The sequence below is a fragment of the Kribbella sp. CWNU-51 genome (genome assembly GCF_054073265.1).
In genome coordinates, this window is the sequence record NZ_JBSXMZ010000015.1 from 1 (window position 1) to 23,957 (window position 23,957).

At 68.7% G+C, this 23,957-nt stretch carries 24 protein-coding genes; 9 read left to right on the forward strand and 15 right to left on the reverse strand.

Going from position 1 to position 23,957, the window contains the following annotated elements; genetic code table 11:
• Positions 1-871, forward strand: an 871-nt coding sequence (locus tag ACXC9Q_RS19300) for a catalase-related domain-containing protein (RefSeq protein ID WP_457057972.1), incomplete at its 5' end; no start/stop codon positions are given.
• Between the two features lie 10 nt (positions 872-881).
• Here ACXC9Q_RS19300 and ACXC9Q_RS19305 read toward each other — a convergent pair.
• Positions 882-2,351: an alpha/beta fold hydrolase gene (locus ACXC9Q_RS19305; RefSeq protein WP_457057973.1), complete on the reverse strand. Its 1,470-nt coding sequence runs from the start codon at positions 2,349-2,351 to the stop codon at positions 882-884.
• 108 nt (positions 2,352-2,459) lie between these two features.
• On the opposite strand from ACXC9Q_RS19305, the gene ACXC9Q_RS19310 reads away from it, so the two are divergent.
• The gene (locus ACXC9Q_RS19310) at positions 2,460-3,329 is read left to right on the forward strand and encodes an LLM class flavin-dependent oxidoreductase (RefSeq protein WP_457057974.1); all 870 of its coding nucleotides are present in this window, start codon (positions 2,460-2,462) and stop codon (positions 3,327-3,329) included.
• Between the two features lies 1 nt (position 3,330).
• Here the strand turns inward: ACXC9Q_RS19310 and ACXC9Q_RS19315 are convergent, their stop codons facing one another.
• The 7 genes from ACXC9Q_RS19315 to ACXC9Q_RS19345 all read right to left on the reverse strand — a co-directional run bounded on the left by ACXC9Q_RS19315 (position 3,331) and on the right by ACXC9Q_RS19345 (position 10,180).
• Positions 3,331-4,218: an aldo/keto reductase gene (locus tag ACXC9Q_RS19315; protein WP_457057975.1), complete on the reverse strand. Its 888-nt coding sequence runs from the start codon at positions 4,216-4,218 to the stop codon at positions 3,331-3,333.
• Positions 4,219-4,288: 70 nt separating this feature from the next.
• Positions 4,289-5,158 carry an MmyB family transcriptional regulator gene (locus ACXC9Q_RS19320; protein ID WP_457057976.1) on the reverse strand — a complete coding sequence of 290 codons (870 nt, stop codon included), beginning with the start codon at positions 5,156-5,158 and terminating at the stop codon, positions 4,289-4,291.
• Between the two features lie 56 nt (positions 5,159-5,214).
• Positions 5,215-6,105 carry an alcohol dehydrogenase catalytic domain-containing protein gene (locus ACXC9Q_RS19325; RefSeq protein ID WP_457058113.1) on the reverse strand — a complete coding sequence of 297 codons (891 nt, stop codon included), beginning with the start codon at positions 6,103-6,105 and terminating at the stop codon, positions 5,215-5,217.
• A gap of 43 nt (positions 6,106-6,148) precedes the next feature.
• Positions 6,149-6,961 (reverse strand): carbohydrate ABC transporter permease, encoded by an 813-nt coding sequence (locus tag ACXC9Q_RS19330; protein WP_457057977.1) that lies wholly within the window; start codon positions 6,959-6,961, stop codon positions 6,149-6,151.
• Positions 6,958-7,845 (reverse strand): carbohydrate ABC transporter permease, encoded by an 888-nt coding sequence (locus ACXC9Q_RS19335; RefSeq protein WP_457057978.1) that lies wholly within the window; start codon positions 7,843-7,845, stop codon positions 6,958-6,960. Before ACXC9Q_RS19335 ends, ACXC9Q_RS19330 begins: the two co-directional genes overlap by 4 nt.
• A gap of 2 nt (positions 7,846-7,847) precedes the next feature.
• On the reverse strand, positions 7,848-9,206 hold the full coding sequence (locus tag ACXC9Q_RS19340) for an ABC transporter substrate-binding protein (protein WP_457057979.1): 1,359 nt from the start codon (positions 9,204-9,206) through the stop codon (positions 7,848-7,850).
• Positions 9,194-10,180 carry an alpha/beta hydrolase gene (locus tag ACXC9Q_RS19345; RefSeq protein ID WP_457057980.1) on the reverse strand — a complete coding sequence of 329 codons (987 nt, stop codon included), beginning with the start codon at positions 10,178-10,180 and terminating at the stop codon, positions 9,194-9,196. The genes ACXC9Q_RS19340 and ACXC9Q_RS19345 overlap by 13 nt, the downstream gene beginning before the upstream one ends.
• A 119-nt stretch (positions 10,181-10,299) precedes the next feature.
• Here ACXC9Q_RS19345 and ACXC9Q_RS19350 point away from each other — a divergent pair, with 119 nt between their 5' ends.
• From ACXC9Q_RS19350 to ACXC9Q_RS19360, 3 genes are all read left to right on the forward strand, one after another.
• On the forward strand, positions 10,300-10,923 hold the full coding sequence (locus tag ACXC9Q_RS19350; RefSeq protein WP_457057981.1) for a TetR/AcrR family transcriptional regulator: 624 nt from the start codon (positions 10,300-10,302) through the stop codon (positions 10,921-10,923).
• A 106-nt stretch (positions 10,924-11,029) separates the two neighbouring features.
• Complete coding sequence (locus ACXC9Q_RS19355) at positions 11,030-12,238, forward strand: MFS transporter (RefSeq protein WP_457057982.1); 1,209 nt, start codon at positions 11,030-11,032, stop codon at positions 12,236-12,238.
• 31 nt (positions 12,239-12,269) lie between these two features.
• On the forward strand, positions 12,270-12,665 hold the full coding sequence (locus ACXC9Q_RS19360) for a low affinity iron permease family protein (RefSeq protein ID WP_457057984.1): 396 nt from the start codon (positions 12,270-12,272) through the stop codon (positions 12,663-12,665).
• On the opposite strand, the gene ACXC9Q_RS19365 is transcribed toward ACXC9Q_RS19360, so the two are convergent.
• The 3 genes from ACXC9Q_RS19365 to ACXC9Q_RS19375 form a co-directional block, all read right to left on the reverse strand.
• Complete coding sequence (locus ACXC9Q_RS19365) at positions 12,585-12,956, reverse strand: aldo/keto reductase (RefSeq protein WP_457057985.1); 372 nt, start codon at positions 12,954-12,956, stop codon at positions 12,585-12,587. The two genes, ACXC9Q_RS19360 and ACXC9Q_RS19365, sit on opposite strands and share 81 nt — an antisense overlap.
• Entirely contained in the window at positions 12,950-13,240 is a 291-nt protein-coding gene (locus tag ACXC9Q_RS19370) for an aldo/keto reductase (RefSeq protein ID WP_457057986.1), read from the reverse strand. Before ACXC9Q_RS19370 ends, ACXC9Q_RS19365 begins: the two co-directional genes overlap by 7 nt.
• 62 nt (positions 13,241-13,302) lie before the next feature.
• The gene (locus ACXC9Q_RS19375) at positions 13,303-14,991 is read right to left on the reverse strand and encodes a SulP family inorganic anion transporter (RefSeq protein WP_457057987.1); all 1,689 of its coding nucleotides are present in this window, start codon (positions 14,989-14,991) and stop codon (positions 13,303-13,305) included.
• Between the two features lie 110 nt (positions 14,992-15,101).
• Here ACXC9Q_RS19375 and ppk2 point away from each other — a divergent pair, with 110 nt between their 5' ends.
• Both ppk2 and ACXC9Q_RS19385 read left to right on the forward strand, forming a co-directional pair.
• On the forward strand, positions 15,102-15,926 hold the full coding sequence (gene ppk2 / locus ACXC9Q_RS19380) for a polyphosphate kinase 2 (protein ID WP_457057988.1): 825 nt from the start codon (positions 15,102-15,104) through the stop codon (positions 15,924-15,926).
• Between the two features lie 164 nt (positions 15,927-16,090).
• Positions 16,091-17,677 (forward strand): S53 family peptidase, encoded by a 1,587-nt coding sequence (locus tag ACXC9Q_RS19385; protein WP_457057989.1) that lies wholly within the window; start codon positions 16,091-16,093, stop codon positions 17,675-17,677.
• A gap of 32 nt (positions 17,678-17,709) precedes the next feature.
• Here the strand turns inward: ACXC9Q_RS19385 and ACXC9Q_RS19390 are convergent, their stop codons facing one another.
• The gene (locus ACXC9Q_RS19390; RefSeq protein ID WP_457057990.1) at positions 17,710-18,393 is read right to left on the reverse strand and encodes a GAP family protein; all 684 of its coding nucleotides are present in this window, start codon (positions 18,391-18,393) and stop codon (positions 17,710-17,712) included.
• A 15-nt stretch (positions 18,394-18,408) separates the two neighbouring features.
• Positions 18,409-18,630, reverse strand: a complete 222-nt coding sequence (locus ACXC9Q_RS19395) for a hypothetical protein (protein ID WP_329476534.1) — start codon at positions 18,628-18,630, stop codon at positions 18,409-18,411.
• A gap of 261 nt (positions 18,631-18,891) precedes the next feature.
• Between ACXC9Q_RS19395 and ACXC9Q_RS19400 the strand changes: the two genes are divergently transcribed.
• Together ACXC9Q_RS19400 and ACXC9Q_RS19405 are read left to right on the forward strand one after the other, a co-directional pair.
• Positions 18,892-20,895: a hypothetical protein gene (locus ACXC9Q_RS19400; RefSeq protein WP_457057991.1), complete on the forward strand. Its 2,004-nt coding sequence runs from the start codon at positions 18,892-18,894 to the stop codon at positions 20,893-20,895.
• A gap of 20 nt (positions 20,896-20,915) precedes the next feature.
• Positions 20,916-22,031, forward strand: a complete 1,116-nt coding sequence (locus tag ACXC9Q_RS19405) for a S1C family serine protease (RefSeq protein ID WP_457057992.1) — start codon at positions 20,916-20,918, stop codon at positions 22,029-22,031.
• 3 nt (positions 22,032-22,034) lie between these two features.
• Here the strand turns inward: ACXC9Q_RS19405 and ACXC9Q_RS19410 are convergent, their stop codons facing one another.
• Positions 22,035-22,157, reverse strand: a complete 123-nt coding sequence (locus ACXC9Q_RS19410) for a hypothetical protein (RefSeq protein ID WP_457057993.1) — start codon at positions 22,155-22,157, stop codon at positions 22,035-22,037.
• Between the two features lies 1 nt (position 22,158).
• Positions 22,159-23,955: an SLC13 family permease gene (locus tag ACXC9Q_RS19415; protein ID WP_457057994.1), complete on the reverse strand. Its 1,797-nt coding sequence runs from the start codon at positions 23,953-23,955 to the stop codon at positions 22,159-22,161.
• Between the last annotated feature and the right edge of the window lie 2 nt (positions 23,956-23,957).

Here is a 23,957-nt window from a genome sequence, read left to right on the forward strand (position 1 = left end):
GACCGCGGTCCATCGCGGCGTTGCGCCGTACCTGCCCAACAGCCTCGGGCAGGAGGGTGAGCCGGTCGCGGCCGAGGTGGATGAGGGCGCCTTCGTCCACGTTCCGCGTGAGGTCAGCGGGCCCAAGGTGCGGGCGAATCCCGCGTCGTTCTCCGACCACTTCTCCCAGGCCACGCTGTTCTGGGCGAGCATGACCGCGATCGAACGCGCGCACATCATCGAGGCCTTCACCTTCGAGCTGAGCAAGTGCTACGAGCAATCGATCCGCGAGCGGATGCTCGGCGTACTCGCGAACGTCGACGCCGGCCTGTGTACGGCGGTCGCCGCCGGCCTCGGCCTGCCCGCACCGAAGGGCACTCCGGCCACAGATCCGGTCCCCTCCCCCGCGCTGTCCCAGATCGTCACCACCTCCGGACCGATCGCCGGCCGCGTGATCGGCGTGGTCGCGACCGACGGAGCCGACCTCGCCGGCATCACCAAACTCCGCCGAGCCGTCGAGGCCCAGGGCGCCGTACTCCGCCTGCTCGCACCGTCCGGTGGCACGATCAAACGCGGCCGCTCGACCCAGACCGTCGATCGCACCTTCCTCACCACCCGCTCGATCGAGTACGACGCCGTAGTAGTTGCCGCAGGCAACCCTGCACTGAGCGACATCAAGCTGACGGTCCTGCTCGGCGAACTCTTCCGGCACTGCAAGGTCATCGGCGCCTGGGGCGACGGCGCCAAGGTCCTCACCGCGGCCGGCATCGACACCACCGCCCCCGGCATCATCCTCGGCGACACCATCGCCAAGCCGTACACCACCGGCCTCTTCGCCGCCCTTGGCCTTCACCGGGCCTGGGCCCGCTCAAAGCTGGTGATGACCGAGTAGAGGCGCGGTTCTACGTGGTGCAGACGGGGGCTGCGGCGGACCGCCTGGTGAGGAGGAACTGGTCGGTCGCGTCGCGGGCGCAAGCTGAGGTGTAGTAGGAGGTGTGCCCGTCGCCGAGGCGGGAGAGGACGCTGCTGCCATGGATCTGGGCGGCCAGGCCGAAGGCCCACTGGTAGGAGACGGACGGGTCGTGGGTTGCGTGAACGATGAGGGTGGGCACGCCTTTCACGTTCAGGCTGCGCTGTGGGTTGGCGACCTTGAACGGGTAGCCGATGCAGAGGCCGCCCTGCCAGAACTCCGAGCCACCTTGCAGGTGCGGCGCGAGCTGCCGACCCATCTCGATGCGTTGCTGCATCTCGGCGAAGGTGTGGATGTCGGCCACGTAGTCACCGCAGTGATTCGCGATCCGCGCGAACAGGAAGTCGGTCGGACCGCCAGGCGGTGGGAAGGCGAAGAACTGGGCGTCCCCGGCGACTGCTCGCCGGAGAACCTCCGAGAAGACCGGCCAGGACAGGTCGCCCGCAAGGACGTTGGGTGTCTTCGCGGCGAGCCAGTTCGGGGTGTTCATCCGGATGTCGTCGCCGCTGACGGGACGCAGGGCTCCTTCGACCGGAATCGGATTCTGGTCGGCGCTCTGGACGAGGTTGTCATAGACCGCACGGACATCCTGTCCCCGCAAGACGCAGTCGGGGGCGGTGTCACACCAGTCGGCGAACCGTTCGAATGCCTCCTCCACGGTCTTGATCGCATCAGCGGTCAGTTGCACCTCCGGGAGGCTGTGGTCGAGGACAGCGTCCAGGACCATCGCCCGCGTGCGGTTCGGGTAGAGCTGGGCATACTGCGCACCGACCTGCACGCCGTACGACAGCCCGAGCCAGCTCACCTTCGAGACGCCGAGGGCGATGCGCACGGCCTCGTGGTCGCGGGCAACGCTCACAGTGTCCGCATGCAGGAACAGCGGGCCGGTCTGCTGCAGGCAACTCCTCGCGACCGCGCGATTGTGCGCGACCATCGCGTCGAACTGTTGCTGCGTACGCGGGAAGAACGTGTAGTCGGGGGTCAGCGCCGGCACGCCGCACCTGATCGGGGTGCTTCCACCGACGCCCCTCGGATCGAGGCCGACGATGTCGAAGCGCGCTCGCAGCGTGGCGGAGAAGAAGGTATCGGCGGCGATGACGTTGTCGACGGCGCCGTCGCCCGGTCCACCGGGGTTGTAGAACAGCGTGCCGATCCGGTGAGCGGGGTCGTCCGCGGGACGGCGAGCCAGAGCCACAGTGATCTTCGGACCCTTCGGATTTGCCCAATCCGCGGGCACGCGCACCGTGCCGCACTGGACCACCGCCGATCCCGGACAAGGCGCGAAGTCGATGTGGTACAGCGAGGTCGCGGTGTCGGACTGCGCCGCCGACACGAACGTCGTCGAAGCGAGCACGCCGGCACAGAGGACGGCCAGGACCTTGCGAATACGTCGGATCTTCATCGGAAATCCCCACCCCCGCCTTCGACCCTCCTCGCGACCCGAGACAGAGTCAAGACGATCGTGCAGTCTGGTTAAGGCCTCGAACACTGTGAACCAGGGAGAGCTCTGATGGATGTTGGTATCGGTCTGCCGTCCACGATTCCGGGTATTCGCGGGCGGCTGGTCCTGGATTGGGCGCGGGCGGCCGAGGAGGCCGGGTTCTCGACCCTCGGGACGCTCGACCGGGTTGTGTATGGGAATCTGGAGCCGATCTCGACGCTTGCCGCCGCGGCGGCGGTGACCGGGCGGATCGGCTTGACGACAGCCATCATGATCGGCCCGTACCGCGGCAACGGTGCGTTGCTGGCCAAGCAGTTGGCCACCGTGGATCGCCTCTCCGAGGGCCGGCTGACGGTCGGCATCGCGGTCGGATCGCGCCCGGACGACTTCGAGGCGACGGCATCGCCGTACGAGAAGCGCGGAAAGGTGTTCGACGCACAACTCGCCGAGATGAGGGCGGTGTGGGCCGGTGAGCCGCGGGGGTACGCCGGTGCGATCGGGCCGGCCCCGATGCGACCAGGCGGTCCCCCGCTGCTCATCGGTGGTGGGTCTCCCGCCGCCTTCCGCCGGATGACCGAGTACGGCGCCGGCTGGATCCTCGGCGCCGGCGGGCCGGACGCCTTCACCGCGGCAGCTGACAAGGCCAAAGATGCGTGGCGCCAGGCAGGACGTGAAGGTGAGCCGCGCCTGGTCGCCATCGGATACGTGAGCCTCGGCGACGAAGCCGAGCAACACGCGCGGAGCTATCTCGGCGACTACTACAGCTTCGCCGGTGCGTACGTCGACCGGGTCGTGGCCAGCGCCCTCATCACCCAGCAGGCGGTCGCCGACACCGTCGCCGGCTTCACCGCCGCGGGCTGCGACGAGTTGATCCTGTTCCCGGCCAACCCCGACCTCCAGCAGATCGAGCTGATCGCCGCTGCGGCCGGCCTGAGCTGACTCAGGCCTCGGGGATCACGATTCGGCTGAAGTTCTCGCGGGTGATCTGCTCCGGCTGCGGCCCGCCGCGTACGCCGGTGTCGAGCGCGTCGATCGCGGTCAGCTGCTCGGCCGTGAGCTCGAAGTCGAAGACGTCGAGATTCTCCGCGATCCGCGCGGGGGTGACCGACTTCGGGATCGCCTGACGACCCTGCTGCAGGTGCCAGCGCAGCATCACCTGCGCCGGCGTCTTGGCGTGTGCCGCCGCGATCTCCTTGATCGTGGCGTCCTCCAGGGTGCTGCCGTGAGAACCGTCGCGGTAGAACGTGATCCCACCGATGGGTGACCACGCCTGGGACAGGATCCCGTGCTCGGCGTCGACCGCCAGCACCTCGGACTGGCGGAAGTACGGGTGCACCTCGAGCTGGTTGACGGCCGGCACCACGGAGGTTGCCTCGAACAACCGGGCCAGGTGGTCGGCCATGAAGTTGCTGACCCCGATCGCGCGGACCTTGCCGTCGGCCAGCAGCGTCTCCAGCGCCTTGTAGGCGCCGATCGTCAACTCGAACTCACCAGGAAACGCCTGGTGCAGGATCAGCAGGTCGATCTGCTCGATCCCGAGCTTGCCGGCACTCTTGTCGAAGGCGTGCAACGTCTCGTCGTAGCCGTAGTCGGTGATCCAGACCTTCGTCTCGACGAAGACCTCGGAGCGGTCGAGGCCGGAGCGACGGATCGCCTCGCCGACCTCGCGCTCGTTGAGGTACGCCGCGGCCGTGTCGACGTGCCGGTAGCCGGCGGCCAGCGCTGTCTCGACGGCGGCGATGGTCTCGTCCGGCGGCGTCTGGAAGACACCGAAGCCGATGGCCGGCATCTCCACGCCGTTGTTGAGCTTGAGCAGAGGAACGTTCATGCCGGCCACGCTAGTCAGGCTCACTCCGGCGCGGGAGTGACTGCCGAACCACGCATTGGCAGTACCTGGTTCAGGACTGTGGAGCCCGATCCGTCTGCTGCCGCTCGGTGGCGGACCAAGTGGCCAGGAGCTTGAGCTGGTCCTCGGCGTGGCTGCCCGCCTCGGCCGAGTACGCGACGACGATCAGGTCGTCGCCGGTGAGCTCGAGCGCGTCACCGGTCAGCTCGATCTCGCCGACGACGGGGTTACGCAGGCGCTTGCGGGCGGTGCTGTGAATACGGACGTTGTGCCGGGCCCACCGGCTGGCGAACGGATCGCTGCGAGTGGTCAACTCGCCGATCAGGTCGCTCAAAGCCTTGTCCTCGGGGTTGCGCCCCGCTTCGCGACGCAGAGCCGCGACCAGATCGTCGGCGACGGTGTTCCAGTCGGCGAAGAACCCCGCCGACCGCGGATCGAGGAACACGAACCGCGCCACGTTCACGGGCAGCGTGTCGAGAACGCCGTCGTACAGTGCCACGCAGAGGTCGTTCGCGGCGACGATGTCCATGCGGGCGTTCCGGACGTACGCCGGCGTACCGGTCATGCCCGTAATGATCGCGAGGATGCTGGGCCGCACTCTGGCCGGTGCCTTTTTCGACCTGGCGGCCCGGACCGGCGTCGACGCCGCGTGGGCCAGGTCGAACAGGTGCTGGCGCTCGGCGTCGTCCAGCCGGAGCGCAGCGGCGAGCGCCTCGAGCACCGGCTCGGACACCCCAGCGAGGTTGCCGCGTTCGAGCCGGGCGTAGTAGTCGAAGCTGACGCCTGCGAGGGAGGCGACCTCCTCGCGGCGCAGCCCGGGCACGCGCCGCTTGTCGTCGTACGTCGGCAGGCCCGCCTGCTCCGGCGTGATCCGGGCGCGACGGCTGACGAGGAAGTCCTGTACGTCCTTGCGGTTGTCCACGTCATCGACCGTAGAGGCGTCCGGCGCCACGGAACAGGCATTGCCAGTGCCTGTCTTCACTCCTCGGTCAGGACGATCAGCGCCTTCACGAAGCCGTCCGGCTTGGCGCGGAGGTCGGCGTACGCCCGGTCGAGGTCGCTCAGTGCATAGCGGTGCGTGAACAGCGACGCGTAGTCGATGCGGCCGCCGGCGGCGACATCGAGGCCACGGCGGATGCTGTCGGTGAGCCGCCGCTGGTCCCGAACGTGGCCGTTGACAACGTCGAGGGCCTTCCAGTTCCAGGCCTGCATGTCGACCGTACGCACGCCCTGGTGGTAGCCGACGATGTCGAGCGTGCCGCCCGATCGCGTGAGCCTGGTGGCCAGGTCGAGGCCGCCCTGCGTCCCGCTCACCTCGAACACCACGTCGAACGCGTCGGCCAACTGGGCCACATCATCAGGGTCGAGCGCGGCTGAGGCGCCGTACCCCACTGCGGCCCGCTTCGCGTCCTCTCGTACGTCGATCGCGACGAGCTCGCCAATTGCGCTGGTGGCGAGCAACTGGATCAGGCACAGGCCCATGAAGCCGGCCCCGACCACGGCAACGCGATCGCCGGTGTCCAGCCGGGCGCGCCGCAACGCCTCGACGACGCAACCGAGCGGCTCACCGATGCCCGCCTCGACGCTGAGTCCGGCCGGGACGACGACAGCGTCCTCGGCCGGTACGACGATCAGCTCGGCGAACGAATCCGTCAGCCGGCCGGTGACGACGTCGCCGATCGCGATCGTCTCGACACCGCCGCCGACCTCGACGACCCGGCCGACCGGTTCGTGCCCGAGAGTCATCGGAGCACCGTCGGTCGGACCGTGCGACCAGGCCGGTAGCTCACTGGCACACAGGCCGTTCGCGACGACCTGGATCAGGAGTTCGCCTGGGCGGGGCGCACGGACCTCGATCTTCTCGAGCAGCGAGGTCGCCGGTGCGACGACGACGCTGCGGCGGCGACGTACGTCACTTCACGGCTCCTTGCATCAGGGCTTTGACGAAGTTGCGCTGGAAGATCAGGAAGATCACCAACGAGGGCAGGATGATGAGCAGCGATCCGGCGCACAGCAGCACGATGTCGGTGCCGTACTGGCCCTGGAAGGCGCCCAGCCCGCCGGCCACGGTCCGCTTCGTCGGGTCGTCGACGAGGACGAGCGGCAGCAGGTACTGGTTCCAGCTGGCCAGGAAGAAGAGCACAGCCAACGCGGACCAGGCGGACGTGGCCAGCGGGAGATGAACACGGCGGAACGTCTGCCAGGTGGTGGCGCCGTCGACCTTCGCGGCTTCGGTGAGCGCCGGCTCGGCGCCGAGGAAGTGCGCGCGCATCCAGAAGACGCCGAAGGGCATCAGCAGTCCGATCAGCGGCAGCACGATCGCCAGCCTCGTACCAAGCAGGCCCATGCTCCGGATGTCGTAGTACAGCGGGGTGATCAGCGCCTCGAACGGCAGCGTGAGCCCGACGATCAGAAGACCGTAGATCGCCTTGCCGAAGGGCACGTTCAGCTGCGCGAGGGCGTAGCCCGCGGCGGTGGCCATGGCGACCGTGGCCGGGACGACGCCGAGCACGATCAGCGTGCTCGAGCGGAACAGGGCGAGGAAGTTCGCCGCGTTCCACGCGTCCACGAAGTTGTGCCAGTGCGGGTCGCTCGGCCAGGTCAGTCCCTGGGGCGAGCTGCCCGGCGCCGCGAGCGCCGTGGTGAACATACTCAGCAGGGGCACGATCGCGAACAGCATCAGCGCGAGCAGGATGCCGGTGCGCGTGACGCGGTGAGCCGTCATCTCTCCCTCCCGAGACGCTGGATCGGCCAGATGAGCACGAGGACGAGTGCGGCCAGGAACACGGCGAGGGCCGAGGCCTGACCGACGTGCTGCTGCAGGAAGGTCAGCCGGTAGATCTGCACGCCGGGCACCATCGTCTGGTAGCCGGGGCCGCCCTGGGTCGAGATCTGGATGATGTCGAAGCTGGCCAGCGCCGCGATCATCGTGAACGTCGTACAGACGACGAGTTCCCGCCGCAGCCCGGGCAGTGTCACGGCGACGAACTCGCTGATCCGCCCGGCGCCGTCCAGCCGGGCCGCCTCGTACAGCGCGGGATCGATCTTGCCGATGCCGGACAGCAGCAGCACCGTGCAGAAGCCGAGCATGACCCAGACCCCGATCACGCCGACCGCAGGCAGGGCGAACGTGAAGTCACCGAGCCAGGCACGGGTGTGGCGTTCGAGGCCGACCGCGCGCAGGACCTGGTTGACCAGACCGTTCGACGAATACATCCAGGTCCAGGCGATGCCGGCCGCGACCAGCGGCAGCACTTGCGGAATGAACAGCACCACCCGGGCGGTCGTGTTGAACGCGCTTGGCCGGAGTTCGCGGATGAGTGAGGCCGCGATCAGCCCGAGCCCGACCGGCAGGACCGTGTAGAAGACGATCAGGATGAATGCGTGCTCCACGGAGTGCAGCAACTCCGGCCGGGTGAAGATCGCCTTCCAGTTGTCCAGCCCGGCCGGCCTCGACGGGCCGATGCCGTCCCAGTCGTAGAACGAGTACTGAACGGACTGAAGCATCGGGTACAGCACGAACACGGCGTACATCGCGAACGCCGGCGCGACCCAGAGCAGCGCGCTCCACTGCCTGGGCCGCCGTACGTTCCGGGGTCGGTTCGCCACCGTCACTGCCCGAGGTCGCGCTCGTAGTCGGCCTGCACCTTGGCCGCGTACGCCTCGGGAGTCGTCTTGCCCGCCAGCAGCAGCTGTGTTTGCGGGATCAGGCTGTTGACGTGGATCGAGGCCGTCGCGTCAGCCATGAAGCCGACGAGCCCGTTGCTCTTCAGCAATTCCTGGAACGCGCTGACGGTGGCGGCAACCGCCGATCCCTCCGGCGCGGTCGGCGCCGAGGCATCCGATGGGCCTGCCGGCACCAGGCCGCCGAGGTTCACTGTGTCCTGCCGGGCCTTGTCGTTCGTCTGTACGAAGTCCAGGAATGCGGCCGCGACGTCGGCATGGGCCGACTTAGCCGGGATCCCCAGGTTGGCGGCGGCGGTCATCGCGTACGACGGTCCACCGACCTCACCCGACGGGAACAGGAAGAACCCGAACTGACCCGCCCCGCCCTTGTCCAGACCTGGCGCCTGCCAGTTGCCGCTCGGGAAGAACACGCCGTTGCCCTTGAGGAACTCGACCGGCGCGCGGGTCTGGTCGATGTCGTTCACATCGGCCGGCAGGTATCCCGCTTGTCCCCAACGCTGCAGCGTGGTGGCAGCCTTCACCGTCTCCGGCTTGTCGATACTCGCTCCGGGCTTGGCGTAGTTCCAGTCCTGGACGGCTTGCGCAGCCTCCGCCGACGACATCACCAGGTTCTGCAGTGGGTAGACGCTGCCGCCGTCCTTGCCGTTGATCATGATCGGCTGCAGCCCGGCACCCTTCGCCTTGGCGAGCAGCTGCTCGAACTCGGCCACGGTCGCCGGGGGCTGGGTCATGCCGATCTGCTGCGCGAGCTTCTTGTTGTAGTACACCCCGGTCAGGCCGAAGCCGGCGCCGGCAGCGTAGAGCGAACCTGTCCCCCGCTGCTTGCCGTCCGGCCCGACCCGGGTGGAGTCGAACTGCGACTGCGGCCATTTGTCCCATCCGTACGCCTTGGCATACGGATCGAGACTGGTCAGCAGATGGTCCCCGATCAGGTTGCCGAGCTGCGAGACGCGGACGAGGTCCGGAACGTTGCTCCCGGCAAGGATATGCGCGATGTTCGTGGTCAGGGTGGCGTAGTCCTGGTTGTCCACCTTGACCGTGACAGTGGGGTACTTGGCGTGGAACAGCTCGCCGAGGGCGGTGTAGAACGGCACGTCGACGCCGCTGTTGACGAGCAGCTTCAGCGTGACGGGCTCGGTGCCGACGCCGGTGGACACCGGCCCGGACGACGCCGGGCCGGCTTCGGAACTCCCACCGGGCGCGCAGGCGGCGAGGAGCAAGCTGGCGGTCGCGGCTACGGCGACCACCCGGACGATTCCGCGGTACTGGGTCAGCGATCGCACGAGAACTCCTTCGAAGGCTGGATGGATGGGAAAGCACGACGTACGGCGTCGCCGGCCACGTTGACGGCGCGCTGCGCGTCGGTCATGACGCTGAACATCTCGAAGAAGCCATGGATCTGGCCCGCGTACTCGGCCACCTCGACCGGTACGCCGGCTGTCCTCAAGCGCTGGGCATACTCCTCGGCCTCGCCGCGGAGGAAGTCGTGTTCGGCGGTGATGATCGTCGCCGGCGCGACGCCGTACACCGACTGAGCGTGCAACGGGGACGCGTACGGCGCCTTGCGGGCCGCTGGGTCGGGGACATACGTCTCCCAGATGTGCTCGAGCCGCCGGTAGCTGTTGGCGCCGAAGCCCGGCCGGCCCGCGAAGGTCGCGTACCGCTGCCGGAACGCGACCTTGTAGTCGGTGTCCTCGGTGCTGTCGAGCACCGGGTAGACGAGCAATTGGGCCGTCAACTCGACACCTTCGTCGCGTGCCTTGAGCGCCGCCGCCGCGGCGAGATTGCCGCCCGAGCTGTCGCCACCGACTGCCACGCGGCCGAAGTTGCGCCGTGCCCAGGCGATGGCGGTCCATATGTCGTCGAAACCGGCCGGGAAGGGATGCTCGGGCGCGAGCCGGTAGCCGATCGACAAGACCGCACAGGCAGCCCGGTTCGCCAGCGCGCGGGCGACACAGTCGGCGGTGTCGAGGTCGCCGTGCATCCAACCGCCGCCGTGCGCCCAGACCAGTACCTCTCGCTCCGCACCCGCAGGCCGGTAGAGCCGAGCCGGTACGCCGTCCACGTCGATCGACTCGACGGACGCCACCGGCGCGGGCTCGCCGGACACGGCCAGGACCTTCTCGCGCGCGTCCGCCCGCACGATCGCGATCTCAGCGCTCCACGGGTCGGGCGACGGGCCGGAGCTGTCCAGGAACGCCTGGACCTGCTCGTGCGGCCGTGGCGTCCAGTCCTCGTCATGGCCAACGTCGCGCATCGAATCCGCCTTTCGTCATTCCAGACTGAGTACTCAGTCTGTTTGCAAAAGCTACCGAGTACTCAGTCGGTTGTCTATGCTTGGCGACATCCGTCCCGGCCACCGCGAGGAGATCGACCGTGCCCGCCACCCAGAAGCCCAAGACCTCGGCCAAGGGCCTCGAGACGCGGGAGCGCATCGTCGACGTCGCCGTCCGCTTCATCGCCCGCAACGGGGCGCGCGGCACGAGCCTGGCCGACATCGCGGCCGAGGCGGGCGTGTCACAAACCGGTCTGCTCTATCACTTCGGCAGCAAGGAGGCGCTGCTGAACGCCGTCCTGGACCGCCACCTCGCCTTCACCGAGGAGTGGCTGTGGAGCGACGGCCCCGACCCCGGCATCAAGATCGTCGACATCATCGCCCGGCACATGGTGAGCTGGCCGAGCCAGCACGACGACAAGGTCTACAGCCTGCTCGGCATGAACACCGTCGTGCTCGGGGAGAACGTCAGCCCCGAGACCGACCTCCATCCGCGCCTGGTCGAGGGCTACCGGACGACGATCGAGCGCGTGACCGCGACCCTGCGGTCCGCACAAGAGCGCGGCGAGATGCGCGACGACCTCGATCCGCAGCTCAAGGCGATGGAGATCATCGCCTTCTGCTACGGGCTCGAGGCCGCCTGGTTGGTGAACCCGACGATCCCGGTCGCCGACGCCGCCACCACCTGGGCCGCACAGCAGACGGCACAGATGGCAGCAGGCTGATCAGCCGCTGCCCTCGCCGCCGTATCAGAATCACAGCGGTGAACGCTGCCCACCGCCAGGCCGGATATGGTTTCGGCAACGTTCTTGCACAACTAGGTGGGGGCTGATGCTCGACCGGTCCGAATCTGCGCTGCGCGTTGTCGTCCGGTCGAAGTTCTATCGCTCGGCGTTCCTGGCCTTGTTGATCGCGGGGATCGGGTTGTCGGCCGCGACGCCTCAGCTGACCCTCTTCCTGGTGCGTGACCTGGGTACTCCCCTGCCCGTGGCCGGGTTGTACTACGTCACCAACCTGGCGGCCCCGGTGGCGGGCTTCCTGGTCGGCCGGCTGTCGGACCGGAGCCATGATCGACTGCTCTGGTTCCGGGTGTGCGCGGTGATCGGGGGTGTCGGTTGGCTCGCCATGGCGGCTGCGAAGACGGTGTGGCTTCCGTTCGTCATCAGCACCGTGGCGCTGAGCCTGGCCGGGGGGTCGATGGCACAGCTGTTCGCGGCCTGCCGGGATGAGCTGAGCCGACACCCGACGAAGGCCGAGAACCGGGTCATCGCGACCATCCGGATGGCCTTCACGGTCGGCTGGATCCTCGGACCGGTGCTGGGCAGCTGGTTCGGCGGTGTCTTCGGGCTGCGTGCACTGTTGGTGGCGACCGCAGCCTGCGTCTTCGCGCAGATGCTCCCGCTCGGTGGCCAACGGGTGGAGCGCTACCAGGATCCGGCGATCTCCCCGCACCCCGAGGGCCGTCGACGGCTCGACCACATGATGCCGTTGCTGGTCTTCACCGCGATCTGCGTCCTGGCGATGACCGGTGACACGATCAAGTTCGGCTATCTGCCGATCTACATGGCCGAACAGCTGCATGCCTCCGACGCGGTGCGCGGTGCGGTGATCGGAATTCAGCCGCTGCTGGAGCTGCTGATGCTGCCGGCGGTGGCCCGGCTGGCCGACCGTTACGGACCACTGCGGATCATGACAGTGGGAGCCGCGCTGGGCCTGGCCGGGAACCTCGCCTACGCGACCAGCAGCTCGGTCGGCGGACTGTTCCTCGGACAAGCGCTGACGGCCGGCTTGTGGGCGTGCGTCGGTGCGCTCGGAGTGTCGATCGCACAACAGCTCTACCCCGAAGGCGTCGGCACTGCGTCCGGCATCTTCCTCAGCTCCATCCCACTCGGCTCGGCCATCGGCGGCGCGATCGGCGGCATCGGCGTGGCGATCATCGGCCTCCCCCATGTCTTCTTCGTCCCGGCCGGCCTGACCACCGTCGCCCTGGTCGCGTTCGTCGTACTGACCGCCCGGCTCAGCCTGCGCATGAAGACCTGACGGATCGCAGGCAGGGCACTAGGCTCCGACGATGGAGCGAAGTGAGGCGGCGGAGACCCGCGTGCGGGGTGATCGGCGGTCACTGTTCGACCGGTTCGTGCAGGCGGCGTACCTCCGGGTCAGCCAGGCGCCGTTCTTCTTCCTCTGCGTCGGCATCGTCGTCCTCTGGGTGGCAAGTCTGCCGCTCTGGGTGGATCTGAAATCCTGGCAGGTCGCGATTCACACGGTGGCCAGCGTCGTCACCCTGCTCCTGCTGGTGCTGCTCGAGAACGCCGCTCGCCGCGCCGAGGAAGCATCCCAGGAGAAGCTCAACGTGATCGCCGAGGCCCTCGCGGACTTGATGACCTCACACGCCCGCACAGACCCAGACCTCGCCGACGCCACCCAGAAACTCCGCGACGCCATCGGCCTCGAAGCCCGCCACTGACACTTCCGGGGATACGGGCACGAGGGCTCCTTCAGGTGCGCCGGGCGGGTGCGGAAGTTCTCGGCGTTGGAGCTGCGCGAGGGACTGACCGCGGTCCCGGGCGATCGGGTTGAGGGCCGCGGCGCGCTCGCGGTAGACGTCGTCGATCTGCTCGGGCGAGAGGAAGGTGCTGTTGGCGGCCCGGGCACCGGCCGGGATCCGGCCATCGAGGTACTTGTCCGTCAGCAACCCCTGAGCCAAGGGGCTGTAGGCAATGAGTCCGAACCGGTCGGCGGCGGCGAGCTTCAGCACCCGGACTTCTCCGGCCCACGATCGAAGATCGAGTACCTCGGTTGATGCGCGAGCAGCGGTACGCCGGCCGCACGCAACAGCTCGGCGATCGCATGCGCCTGCTCGGTCGGGTAGTTCGACACTCCGACGTACAGCGCCTTCCCCTGCTGGACCGCGCTCACCAAGGCACCGGCCGTCTCCTCCAGCGGAGTCGAGGGATCTGCGCGGTGGTGATAGAAGATGTCGACGTACTCGGTGCCGAGGTCGCGCAGACTGCGGTCAGCGGCAGCGCGGTAGGTCGTCACACCGGCGATTCTTCCCGATGTCCCCTGTCCGATGGGCCCTGTCCGCGATGCGACCAGGTGGTTCAGGCGTCGGTGGCAGTTTCCCGGCGGAACGCTTCGACCGCGGTGGGAAGCGTGTAGAAGATTCGGTGCGGGCCGAGCCGCTCGAGGAACCCGGCTGCTTCGAGGTCGTCGCGGAGGTCCTGTTTGACGCGCGCCAGGGCGAGGACGATGCCGCGTCCGGCGAGCTCTTCGCGCAGCGAGTCCAGGGCGTCGAGGGCGGTGATGTCGATCTCGATGTTGGCCTCGGTGTTGAGGAGCAGCCAGCGGACCGGGGGCTCGGCGGCGTCGACGGCGGCGATCGCTCGGGTGCGGAAGTTCTCGGCGTTGGCGAAGAACAGCGGTGAGTCGTAGCGGTAGACGACCAGGCCGGGGACCGGGCGCGCGTCCGGATAGTCGTCGACGTCGTGCATGCCGGCGATCCCCGGCACATACCCCAGGATGCCGTCATGCGGCCGCGCGACTCTACGCAGTACGTCGAGAACCGACAGCGCGACCGCGACGAGTACCCCGGACAGGACGTCCAGAGCGATCACACCGATCGTCGTTGCCACCGCCAACCACAGCTCACTGCGGCGGAAGGCGGCGATGCGGCGGAACTCGGCCACCTCGATGAGCCGGAGGGCCGCGTAGACGACGAGCGCGCCCAGCGCGGGGATCGGGAAGGTCGCCAGCAACGGGCCGGCGAACAGCAAGGTCGCGACGATGACCGCGGCGGCCACCAGCGAGTACACCTGGCTCTTCGCGCCGGCCGCCTCCGCGACCGCGGTCCGGCTGCCGCTACTGCTGATCGGGTACCCATGCACCAGACTTACGGAGAGGTTGCCCAGCCCGAGGACGAGCAACTCGCGACCCGGATCGAGCGGCTCACCACCGCGCGTCGCGAACGCGCGACCGGTCAGCACGGTGTCGGTGTAGCCGACCAGCGCGACACCCAGCGCGGGCAACGCCAGCAACCCGATGTCTTCACCCGTCACCGACGGTAGGTGGGGCACCGGGAGGCCACTCGGCACCTCCCCCACGACTGCCACTCCCTTGTCCGCCAGCCCAGCTGCCCACGTCACCACCGCGGCCAGCGCCACCACGATCAGCGGCCCGGGGAGCCACGGCGTCCAGCGCGCCGATGCGAGCAACAGCGTCAAAGCGGTCACCGACAAGAGCACCGGTGCCAACTGCCATTCGCCGAACAACTGGATCGCCGACCGCACCAGGGCCCGCGGAGAATCACCATGCACCGGGGCGCCGGTCAGCCGCCCGAGCTGACTGGTCATCATGATCACCGCGATACCGGCCAGATAGCCGATCAGTACCGGCTTGGACAGCAGATCCGCAAGGAACCCCAGCCGCGCCAGCCATCCCACCACACAGATCGCGCCGACCAAGAGCGCCAGTACGGCGGCCAGCACCGCATAGCGAGCCGGGTCACCAGCAGCCAGCGGACCGATCGCCGCCGCGGTCAGCAGTGCCGTGGTCGACTCCGGGCCAAGCGACAGCAACCGCGACGACCCGAGCAGGAAGTAGAGAACGAGCGGCCCCAGCGACGCCCACAACCCAGTCACGGCGGGTAGTCCGGCCAACTCGGAGTAGGCCATCACCTGCGGCACGAAGTACGCCGCCACCGTGATACCCGCGATCAGGTCCGACCGCAGCCAGCCCCTGTGATAGCCGCGCAGAAGGGTGATACCGGGGGCAGACAACGACCAGCCGGCCACCCCGCACCTCCCCTCGCAGACCGCTCCCTGCTCATAGTGTCGTGGAGTCATGGACTTTTTCGGTGCTACAGCGCCGTGCAAGCCGGACGTGAATGCGAGATGGTTCAGAGATGAGCAGTGCGAAGAAGATGAGTGGTGCGCAGAAGAGGTTGCCGAAGAAGCTGTACGAGCGGGAGCTACTGCGGCTGCAGGCCGAGTTGGTGAAGCTGCAGGAATGGGTGCGCGTCGAAGGCGCCCGGCTGGTGGTGGTCTTCGAGGGCCGGGACGCCGCCGGGAAGGGCAGCACGATCAAGCGGGTGACACAGTTCCTCAACCCGCGGGTCGCGCGGATCGTGGCACTGCCGGCGCCGACCGAGCGGCAGCGGTCGCAGTGGTACTTCCAGCGGTACGTCGAGCTCCTGCCGGCCGCCGGCGAGATCGTCCTGTTCGACCGCAGTTGGTACAACCGGGCCGGCGTCGAGCGGGTGATGGGGTTCTGCACCAACCAGGAGTACGCGCGGTTCCTGCATCAGTCCCCGATCTTCGAGCGGCTCCTGGTCGAGGACGGCGTACTGCTGCGCAAGTACTGGTTCTCGGTCAGCGACAGCGAGCAGGAGAACCGCTTCCGCCGCCGCCTCGAGGACCCGATGCGCAGCTGGAAACTGTCCCCGATGGACCTCGAGTCGATCACCCGCTGGGAGGACTACTCGCGCGCCAAGGACGAGATGTTCGTCCACACCGACATCCCCGAGGCGCCCTGGTACGTCGTCGAGAGCGAGGACAAACGCTCGGCGCGGATCAACATGATCGCCCACCTGCTGTCCACCCTCCAGTACCACGAGGTCCAGCGGCGACCGATCGACCTCCCACCCCGCCCACCGCAGAAGGGCTACGAACGCCCGCCCCGCGAGATGCAGACCCAGGTCCCCGACCACGCCGCCGCCCTGCGCCGCTGACGGGGGATTGACCTTGGTTCGGCCGAGGAGGACTGTCGGAAGCAACAGGGGGGTCACCTGCCACAACTCTCGCGCCACCGGCCTTCGATCATCGATGCCGCCTGCCCTGGCCCTGGACCGCGCCCTCCCTCGCAGTGGGAAACCGGCGTTACCGAGGAGGAGACATGGCCAGAAAGGTGTTTGAAGACAGCGTTGTCCCGTTGCCGCCCGATGATGGACTCGTGGCCGGCGGGCTGGTCGTCCAGGCGGCGGCGCCGCGCAATCGGGCCGAGACGATGGAGGTCATGTTCTCCCTCGCGCTGCCCGCCGATTCCCAGCGCAGCCTGGAGGAGGCGGTCGCCCGCGGCGACGTCGTACCGGCCGGTGAGCTCGCCGCGATCCGGGCAGCGGATGGTGAACGCACCAAGCTCGAGACGTGGTTGGAGGGGCACGGATTCTCCGTCGAGCATGTCTCCGAGGACGGGACGAGCGTCTACACGACCTCCACGGTCGCGAACCTGGCCAAGCAGTTACAGGTCGACATGGTGCAGGTGACGAAGGACGGGATCACCTTCACCGCGGCCCGCAATGCGCCGAGCCTGCCGGAGGCCGTCGGCGAAGGCGTCCAGGCGATCATCGGGTTGCAGCCGTTCCGGCACGCCAACAAGCACTTCCGATCGGTCGTTCCTCCCATCCCGGCCGCGGAGGCGGCGAGGGTCCTGAATTCGCCGCCGTACCTCGTATCCGAGATTCTCGCGGCGTACGGCGCCGGTGGCCTCGCCGTGGACGGCACCGGGCAGACGATCGCGATCCTGATCGACACAGTCCCGAAGACGTCGGACATCACGGCCTTCTGGAAAGCCAACGACCTGAAGACCAAGGCGTCGCGGATCAAGAAGATCAACGTCAGCGGGGCGGCCCTGGGACCGCCCGAAGGCGAAGAGACACTCGACGTCGCCTGGTCGAGCGGCATCGCGCCAGGTGCCAAGATCCGGGTCTACGCCAGCGGATCGCTGTCCTTCGTCGCTCTGGACCGCGCGCTCGACCGGATCATCGCCGACCTCCCGCGGAATCCGGGCCTACGGCAACTGTCCATCAGCCTGGGCCTCGGTGAGACCTTCCTGGGCGGTCCCCAGGGTGAGGTCGCCATCCAGCATCAGAAGTTCCTCCGGCTCGCCGCGGCCGGCGTCAACGTGTTCGTGTCGAGCGGCGACGCGGGTTCGAACCCCGATCAGACCGGTCACGGCTCCCACGGACCGTTGCAGGCCGAGTACGAGTCGTCGGACTCGGCGGTCATCGGTGTCGGCGGAACCTCGCTGCATCTGACCCCGCAAGGCGCGGTCAGCGCCGAAACGGGGTGGGCCGGCAGCGGTGGCGGCGCCAGCATCTTCTTCGGCCGGCCGGTCTGGCAGACCGGCGCCGGAGTGCCCGCCGGCGACCGCCGCCTCGTGCCGGATGTCAGCCTCGTCGCCGACCCCGGCACCGGCGCCCTGCTCATCCTCAACGGCGCGGCGACTCAGATCGGTGGAACGAGCTGGAGCGCACCCGTGTGGGCAGCGTTCTGCGCCCTGATCAACGAGGCCCGCACCCAGGCCGGGAAGCCGGCGCTCGGATTCCTGAACCCGCAGCTCTACCCACTCGCGGGCGGCCCCTGCTTCCGAGACGTCACCGCCGGGACGAACGGCGCGTTCCAAGCCGGCGCCGGGTACGACGAGGTCACCGGCCTCGGCGTCCCCAACGTCGGCCGGCTCATCGCGGCTCTCACGACCTAGCTATCTCGGCTGACCACCTGCGCGGCGAGCGGTCAGCGGAAGAGGTCCAGGCTGTTGCCGATCATGACGGTGGCGAGGACGGCCAGGAGGATGACGGTGATGGTGTTGAGGTTGGCCAGGAGCCAAGTTTCGACGCTCTTGAGGGTCGGGACCGATCGGTCCGGGCCCAGGATCGCGACCGCCAGCAGTGGGGTGAGGACTGTTGCCGAGGCGGCGAGGACGAAGATGGCCGCGGCGATGACCGTAGTGCCGGGGGCGAGGCCGGCGCCGCCGATGTAGCTGGCCGCGCTCACAACGAGCGGGAGGTTCTTCAGGTTCGCCAGGGCTGCGCCCGCGCCGGTCAGGACCAGGGCGGGTGCGGCCATCGTGGCGATCCGGTCGACGATCGCCGGGCGGGGTGGCGGCACGCCAGGCTCCGGCCGTTTGCGCCAGTACCGGACAGCCAGTACGGCGAACAGGACGCCGACCGCGAGCTGGATGAGGTCGACCCCGTCACGCGCCGCCTCCCCGTTCTTCTCCGCGACCGCGTCAGTGAGCCACGCGACGAGTCCGACCGCGATCGCCAGGGCGCCGACCCAGCCCGCGGCGAAGCTCAGCCCGGCACGCACCGGGTGGCGCGACATCAGCACCAGCACGATGCAGACCATCGGCACGGGACTCAAGGCGATCGCCATCGCCTGGGGAAGCACCGCACCGACGACGGGCCACAACCTCACCACTCCTTCGAGAGCTCAGGCACTCTTCGGCGGCCGGGTCGGCGGGACCTGCATGACCTCGAGGATGTCCACCCCCAGCATGTCGAGGTGGTTGAGGATACCGGCCAGCGCCGCCTGGTCGTCCAGGTATCCATGCAGGACGGTCTGCGCCGGTTCCGAGTCGGCGGCCAGCGAAGGAAACGCGTCGGTCAGGTCAGGTGACAAGGTGCCCTTCACCCGGATGACGTAATGGCCCATAGGAACGCCCCCTTTCACGGCCCCTCGACACGACTCTCCAGCGTCCGGCGCCGGGAGGCATCACCCTTCCTGGACGACGAGCCGTCCGACTGGCGAACGCTCACCCAACTGGGCCGGGGCGGTTTGCCCGTCGTACGGTCGAAGCAAGCATGGACCCGGGCAGTCAGGGGGAGGGATCACCTGGATCGGGTGACCTGGCCTGTCTCGGTGAGTCGGAGACGGATGGTGCGCGGACCGCTTCGGCGTGCGCATGCTGTCGCCATGACGGCCCGCGCTTGGAGGAAGGCTCTGCCGCTGGTGCTGTCCGCAGTGCTGGCAGTGCTGCTCGCCGGCCGCGCCGATGCGGCCGTCGCCGCGGGTTCCCCGGAGGATGCAGCCGGGCAACTGCTGGCCGACCGCTACTCCCCCGTCGTCCGGCTGCAGCTGGATTCGTCGAGATGCGAGGACGGCGAGCAGTTCCAGCCCACCGACGTCGAGGCCGTCCTGGGTGACCAGCAGGTCGCGCTCCGTGGGCCGTGGCGGCCACCCGACCTGGTCAAGACGCAGCCGCGGGACCAGGACCTCGGCCGTGGCTACCCGGGTCACTTCCTGGACTTCCCCGGCGATCCGCTGCGCCCGGGGTGCGACTATGCCGAGTGGTCGGCGCGGATCAACGCGGTGCATCCGGCGACCGTCTATGCCCATGTGGCCACGGACCCCAAGTTCCCCAGGCAGATTTCGCTGGAGTACTGGTTCTTCTACGTCTTCAACGACTACAACAACACTCACGAGGGCGACTGGGAATCGATCCAGCTCGTCTTCGACGCGCCGACGCCCGCCGCCGCTCTGGCCACGCACCCGACCGCAGTCGGGTTCAGCCAGCACGGCGGCGCCGAGCGGGCCCGGTGGGGCGACGCCAAGCTCGAGATCGTCGACGGAACCCATCCGGTCGTCTATCCGGCCGCGGGTTCGCACGCGAACAAATTCGGTCAACGTCTCTACCTCGGTCGCGGCTCGGAGGGGCTGGGTTGTGACGACACGACCAGGCCGAAAGCCCCGATGAGTCCGTACGTCGCCTATGTGCCGATAGCCACCGCGGACTACGTGAAGGAGTATCCCTGGCTGGCGTTCGAGGGACGGTGGGGCGAACGGCAGCGGTCCTTCTTCGACGGACCCACCGGGCCGAACATGAAGGACTCGTGGACCGCTCCCATCCAGGATGCCGAGACGACCTGGCGGGACGACAGCGGTGTCGTCCCGGCCGGCTCCCTGCTGGGCCCGAGCAGCACCGGCGCCTTCTGTGCGGCGGTCGCGGCCGGATCGAACCTGGTCCGCGAAACCCTCGACCGGACCTGGCTGCTCGGCCTGATCCTCGCCGCGCTCGTCGCGTTGATCTGGTTCGCGGCGAGCCGGACGCGGTGGAGCGATGCCGAACCGCTGCCGGCCCGGAAGCGGCGGGCCTGGGGGCAGGCTGTCACCGCCGCGCTGCGGTTGTTCCGGCTTCGGCCGATCCTGTTCGCGGGCTTCGCGGCGGCGTTCGTCGTACTGAGCCTTTGCACGGCCTTCCTGACCGAGTTTCAGATGGCCCGACGCGACGCTCCCACCGACCTCGGCGCTCCGACCGAGAACGCGCCCGGTCTGTGGGCGTCCCTGGTTGCCCTGGCGGTCACGATCCTCACGATTGCGACGTACGGCGCCCTGCTGGCGACCGTGACGACGACGCTCGACCAGCTGGACCGGAGCGTCCAGGTGACAGCCGAGCGCACGGTGCGCGAGGTGGTCTCGAACCGGCGGCCACTGGCCCGCGCGGCTGTGCAGTACTGGGTCGTGTTCACCGTCCTCGCACTGTTCATCGCGACGATCCCCGTGGCCATCTACTACGCGGTCAGCCGGGCGTTCGCCGTACCCATCGTGATCGCGGAACAGGTCTCCGGACGTACGGCGCTGAGACGCAGCCGGATGCTGGTCAAGGGCCGGTGGTGGCGAACCGCGGTGCCACTCGCGATCATCATCGGGCTCGGCCTGGCCGCCGGCCCGATCGCCGGGATCGTCCTGCTGCTCGCCACCGACCTGGCCCCCACGCTGATCAACCTCGTGACGTCGATCATCTTCGCCCTCGCGATGCCGATCACCGCCGCGGCCGTCGCCTACCTCTACTTCGACCGCGCCGCCTTCGCGCTGGAATCACCCGGATCGGGTGAGCTCCCGGACGCGGGCGAAACCTATTCTCAGGGTGGCGACGGGAGCGTCGAGCAAGACCTACCCTCGGTGCGCTCCGACTCCTGAGCGGACCGGAGGAGGTCCACATGGTCCAGGCCGACAGCGAACCGCCGACGCCGGCACCCACACCGCCGGACGATCGGCGCCACGTGCTGTGGATCGCGATCGCGACCGGCGTGATCGTCGTGGCCGCGCTGATCATCGTCGCCGTGCGGAGCGACGACGATACCTCCGGCGCGTCGTCCTCGGCTGATGCCGGTACGGCGATGTGCCCCGCGATCCCGCTGGCGGACCAGGTCCTGCCGTCGATCGTGACGATCGCGGCGAGCCGCGGCGCCCAGGCCGGCACCGGGTCCGGCCAGATCTTCCAGGACGGTGGGTACATCCTCACCAACGACCATGTCATCTCGGTCGCCGCGGGTGGGGGCAACGTCTCGGTCCGGTACAGCGACGGTCACAGCTCCGACGCCACGATCGTCGGCCGTGATCCCAGCACCGATCTGGCGGTGCTCAAGGCCGCCGACGGCGCGAAGGACTACCCCGTGATCACGCTCGGGTCGTCGGCATCGCTGCGGGTCGGCCAGCCCGTCGTCGCCCTCGGCGCTCCGCTCGGCCTCGCCAGCACGGTCACCTCCGGCATCGTCAGCGCACTGGATCGCTACGTTCCGGTGCCGGGCGCGGGTGTCACCCACCATCTGATCGGCGCGATCCAGACCGACGCGGCCATCAACCCCGGCAACAGCGGCGGCGCCCTGGTGGACTGCTCCGGGCGTCTGGTCGGAGTCAACGCGGCGATCGCCACGGTGCCGAACGAGGCCGGGGTCAGCGGCGGCGGCAGCGTCGGCCTCGGCTTCGCGATCCCGGTGGACCTGGCGAAACCGATCGCCGACGAACTCATCCGGACCGGCCAGCCGGGTCACCCGACGACCGGCCTGCAGGTCCAGGAGATCCCGCCCGCGGTCGCCGAGGCGGCGGGCACCCAGACCGGCCTGTTCGTACTCGCGGTCGACCCCGGCGGCCCGGGTGCCGAGGCCGGCCTCCAACCAGGCGACATCATCACCGAGGTCGACAACGCACCGGCCGTCAGCAGCGAGCAGATCGTGGTCGCGACGCTGACCCGCAAGGTCGGAGACACCATCGAGCTGACCTACCTGCGGGGAGGCAACTCGGCCACCACCACCCTCACCCTGGGCGCCCCGTAGGGCTCAGGCGGGCGGGACCGTCTGCGAGGCCAACAGGTCGAAGCCGAGCCGGCGCGCGAGAAACTCCGCGGCCAGCTGACCTTTGATGCTGTTGCCGGCCTGATCCAGCCTGTCGGCGTTCGGCACGTCAGAACGGCCAGACCAGCGGGACGATGACCAGGGCCGTGAGGAGCCACCAGGCCATCACGACGAGACCGAGCTTCCAGTAGTCACCGAAGCGGTACCCGGCGGGACTCATGATCATCATGTTCGCGGGCGTCGAGATCGGGGTCAGCAGCGACGCCGCTCCGGCCACGGCGATCAGCATCAGGACCGGCTTGACGGAGGTCCCGGTCCCCTGGGCGGCAGCCACCGCGATCGGCGCCACGATCAGGACCGTCGCGGTGTTGCTCACCATCTGTCCGAGGGCGGCGGTGAGGGCGAAGAGTGCCAGCAGCAACAAGTACGGCCGGCCCGGCCCGATCGCGTCGATGATCAGGTCCGCGATCCGGTCCGCGCCACCGCTGGACTGGATCGCGGCCGACAACGGGATCAGGGCTCCGATCAGTACGACGATCTGCCAGGAGATGGCGCGATAGGCCTGTTGCGGTCCGACCACCTTCGTCAGCACCATGGCGGTGGCGGCGAGCAGACCCGCCATCGCGGGCGGGACCGCGCCAGTGGCGAGCAGGACGACCATCGCACCCAGGATCGCGACGGCGATCGATGCCTTCGGCCCCCACGGCACCGCTTGGCGCCGGACGAGTTCCGGCGAGTCCACGAGCAGGAGGTCCCGGTCCCTGGTCAGCTCGTCGAGCGCCGGCCACGGGCCGTGGACGAGGATCGCATCGCCCTCGGCCAACTGCGTCTGCCGGCTGCCGCGGTCCTTGCCCATCCGCTGCACGGCGATGATGACGAGGTCACCGCTGCGGCGCATACCCGGAAAGACTGTCTCGCCGACGAGGGACGATCGCGGTGGGATGACGACCTCGACCACTCCGGCTTCACGAGTCATCAGGTCGTCGACCGGCGTCGGCGCCATTCTGACCGCGAGTGCCGAGTCGGCGGTCAGGCTGCTCACCTGCGCCGTCGGACCGGTCACCACCAGGACGTCACCGACATCGATGGCCGCATCCGCGCGGTACTGTCCCTGCCCGTCCTGCACGCCGACGATCACCACGTCCGGGTATGCCGTGAGGTCGAGCTCACCGACCCCCCGTCCGAGCAACGGCGAGAGCTCACGCACCTGGAGCCGGTAGAAGCCGTCCGCCCGGTCGTAGTGCTCATCGAGCGTCTGAGCATGGACGGCGAAGTCGACAGCCGGATTCGCGGGCCGGGCCGCCGGCAACAGCTTGGGGCCGAGCAGGACCGAGATCGCGATGGTGCCGACGACGAGCGGAACACCGACCACCGCGAACGAGAAGAACGGGAAGGCGCCCGCGCCGGCATCGCTGGCCGCCTCGGAGACGATGATGTTGACAGGCGTGCCGGTCAGCATCAGCAGGGATCCGGCGCTCCCCGCGAAGGTCAGCGGCATCAGCATCCGCGACGGTGGCTGACCGATGCGCACGGCAAGCATCACGACGAGCGGCAGCAGGGCCGCGACCGCTCCGTTGAGCGTGATCAGGGCCGCCAGCAGAGCACACAGACCGGTGACGGCGATCAACAGCCGCGCTCGCGTCGTTCCGGCGTACCTGACGATCGCCTGGCCGGCCCAGGCGGTCACCCCGGTGGAGTCGATGCCCTCGCTCACCACGAACAACGTGGCGATGAAGATGACGACCGGATCGCCGAACCCCGCGAGTACGGCGGTGAAGCCCAGGACTCCGGTCGCCCACAGGGCCAGGGCGACGAGCACCGCGACGACGTCGACGGGCAGCCTGTTCCACACGAACAAAGCGACGGCGAGCCCGAGGATGATCAGGCTCACCGTGCCGTCATCCATGA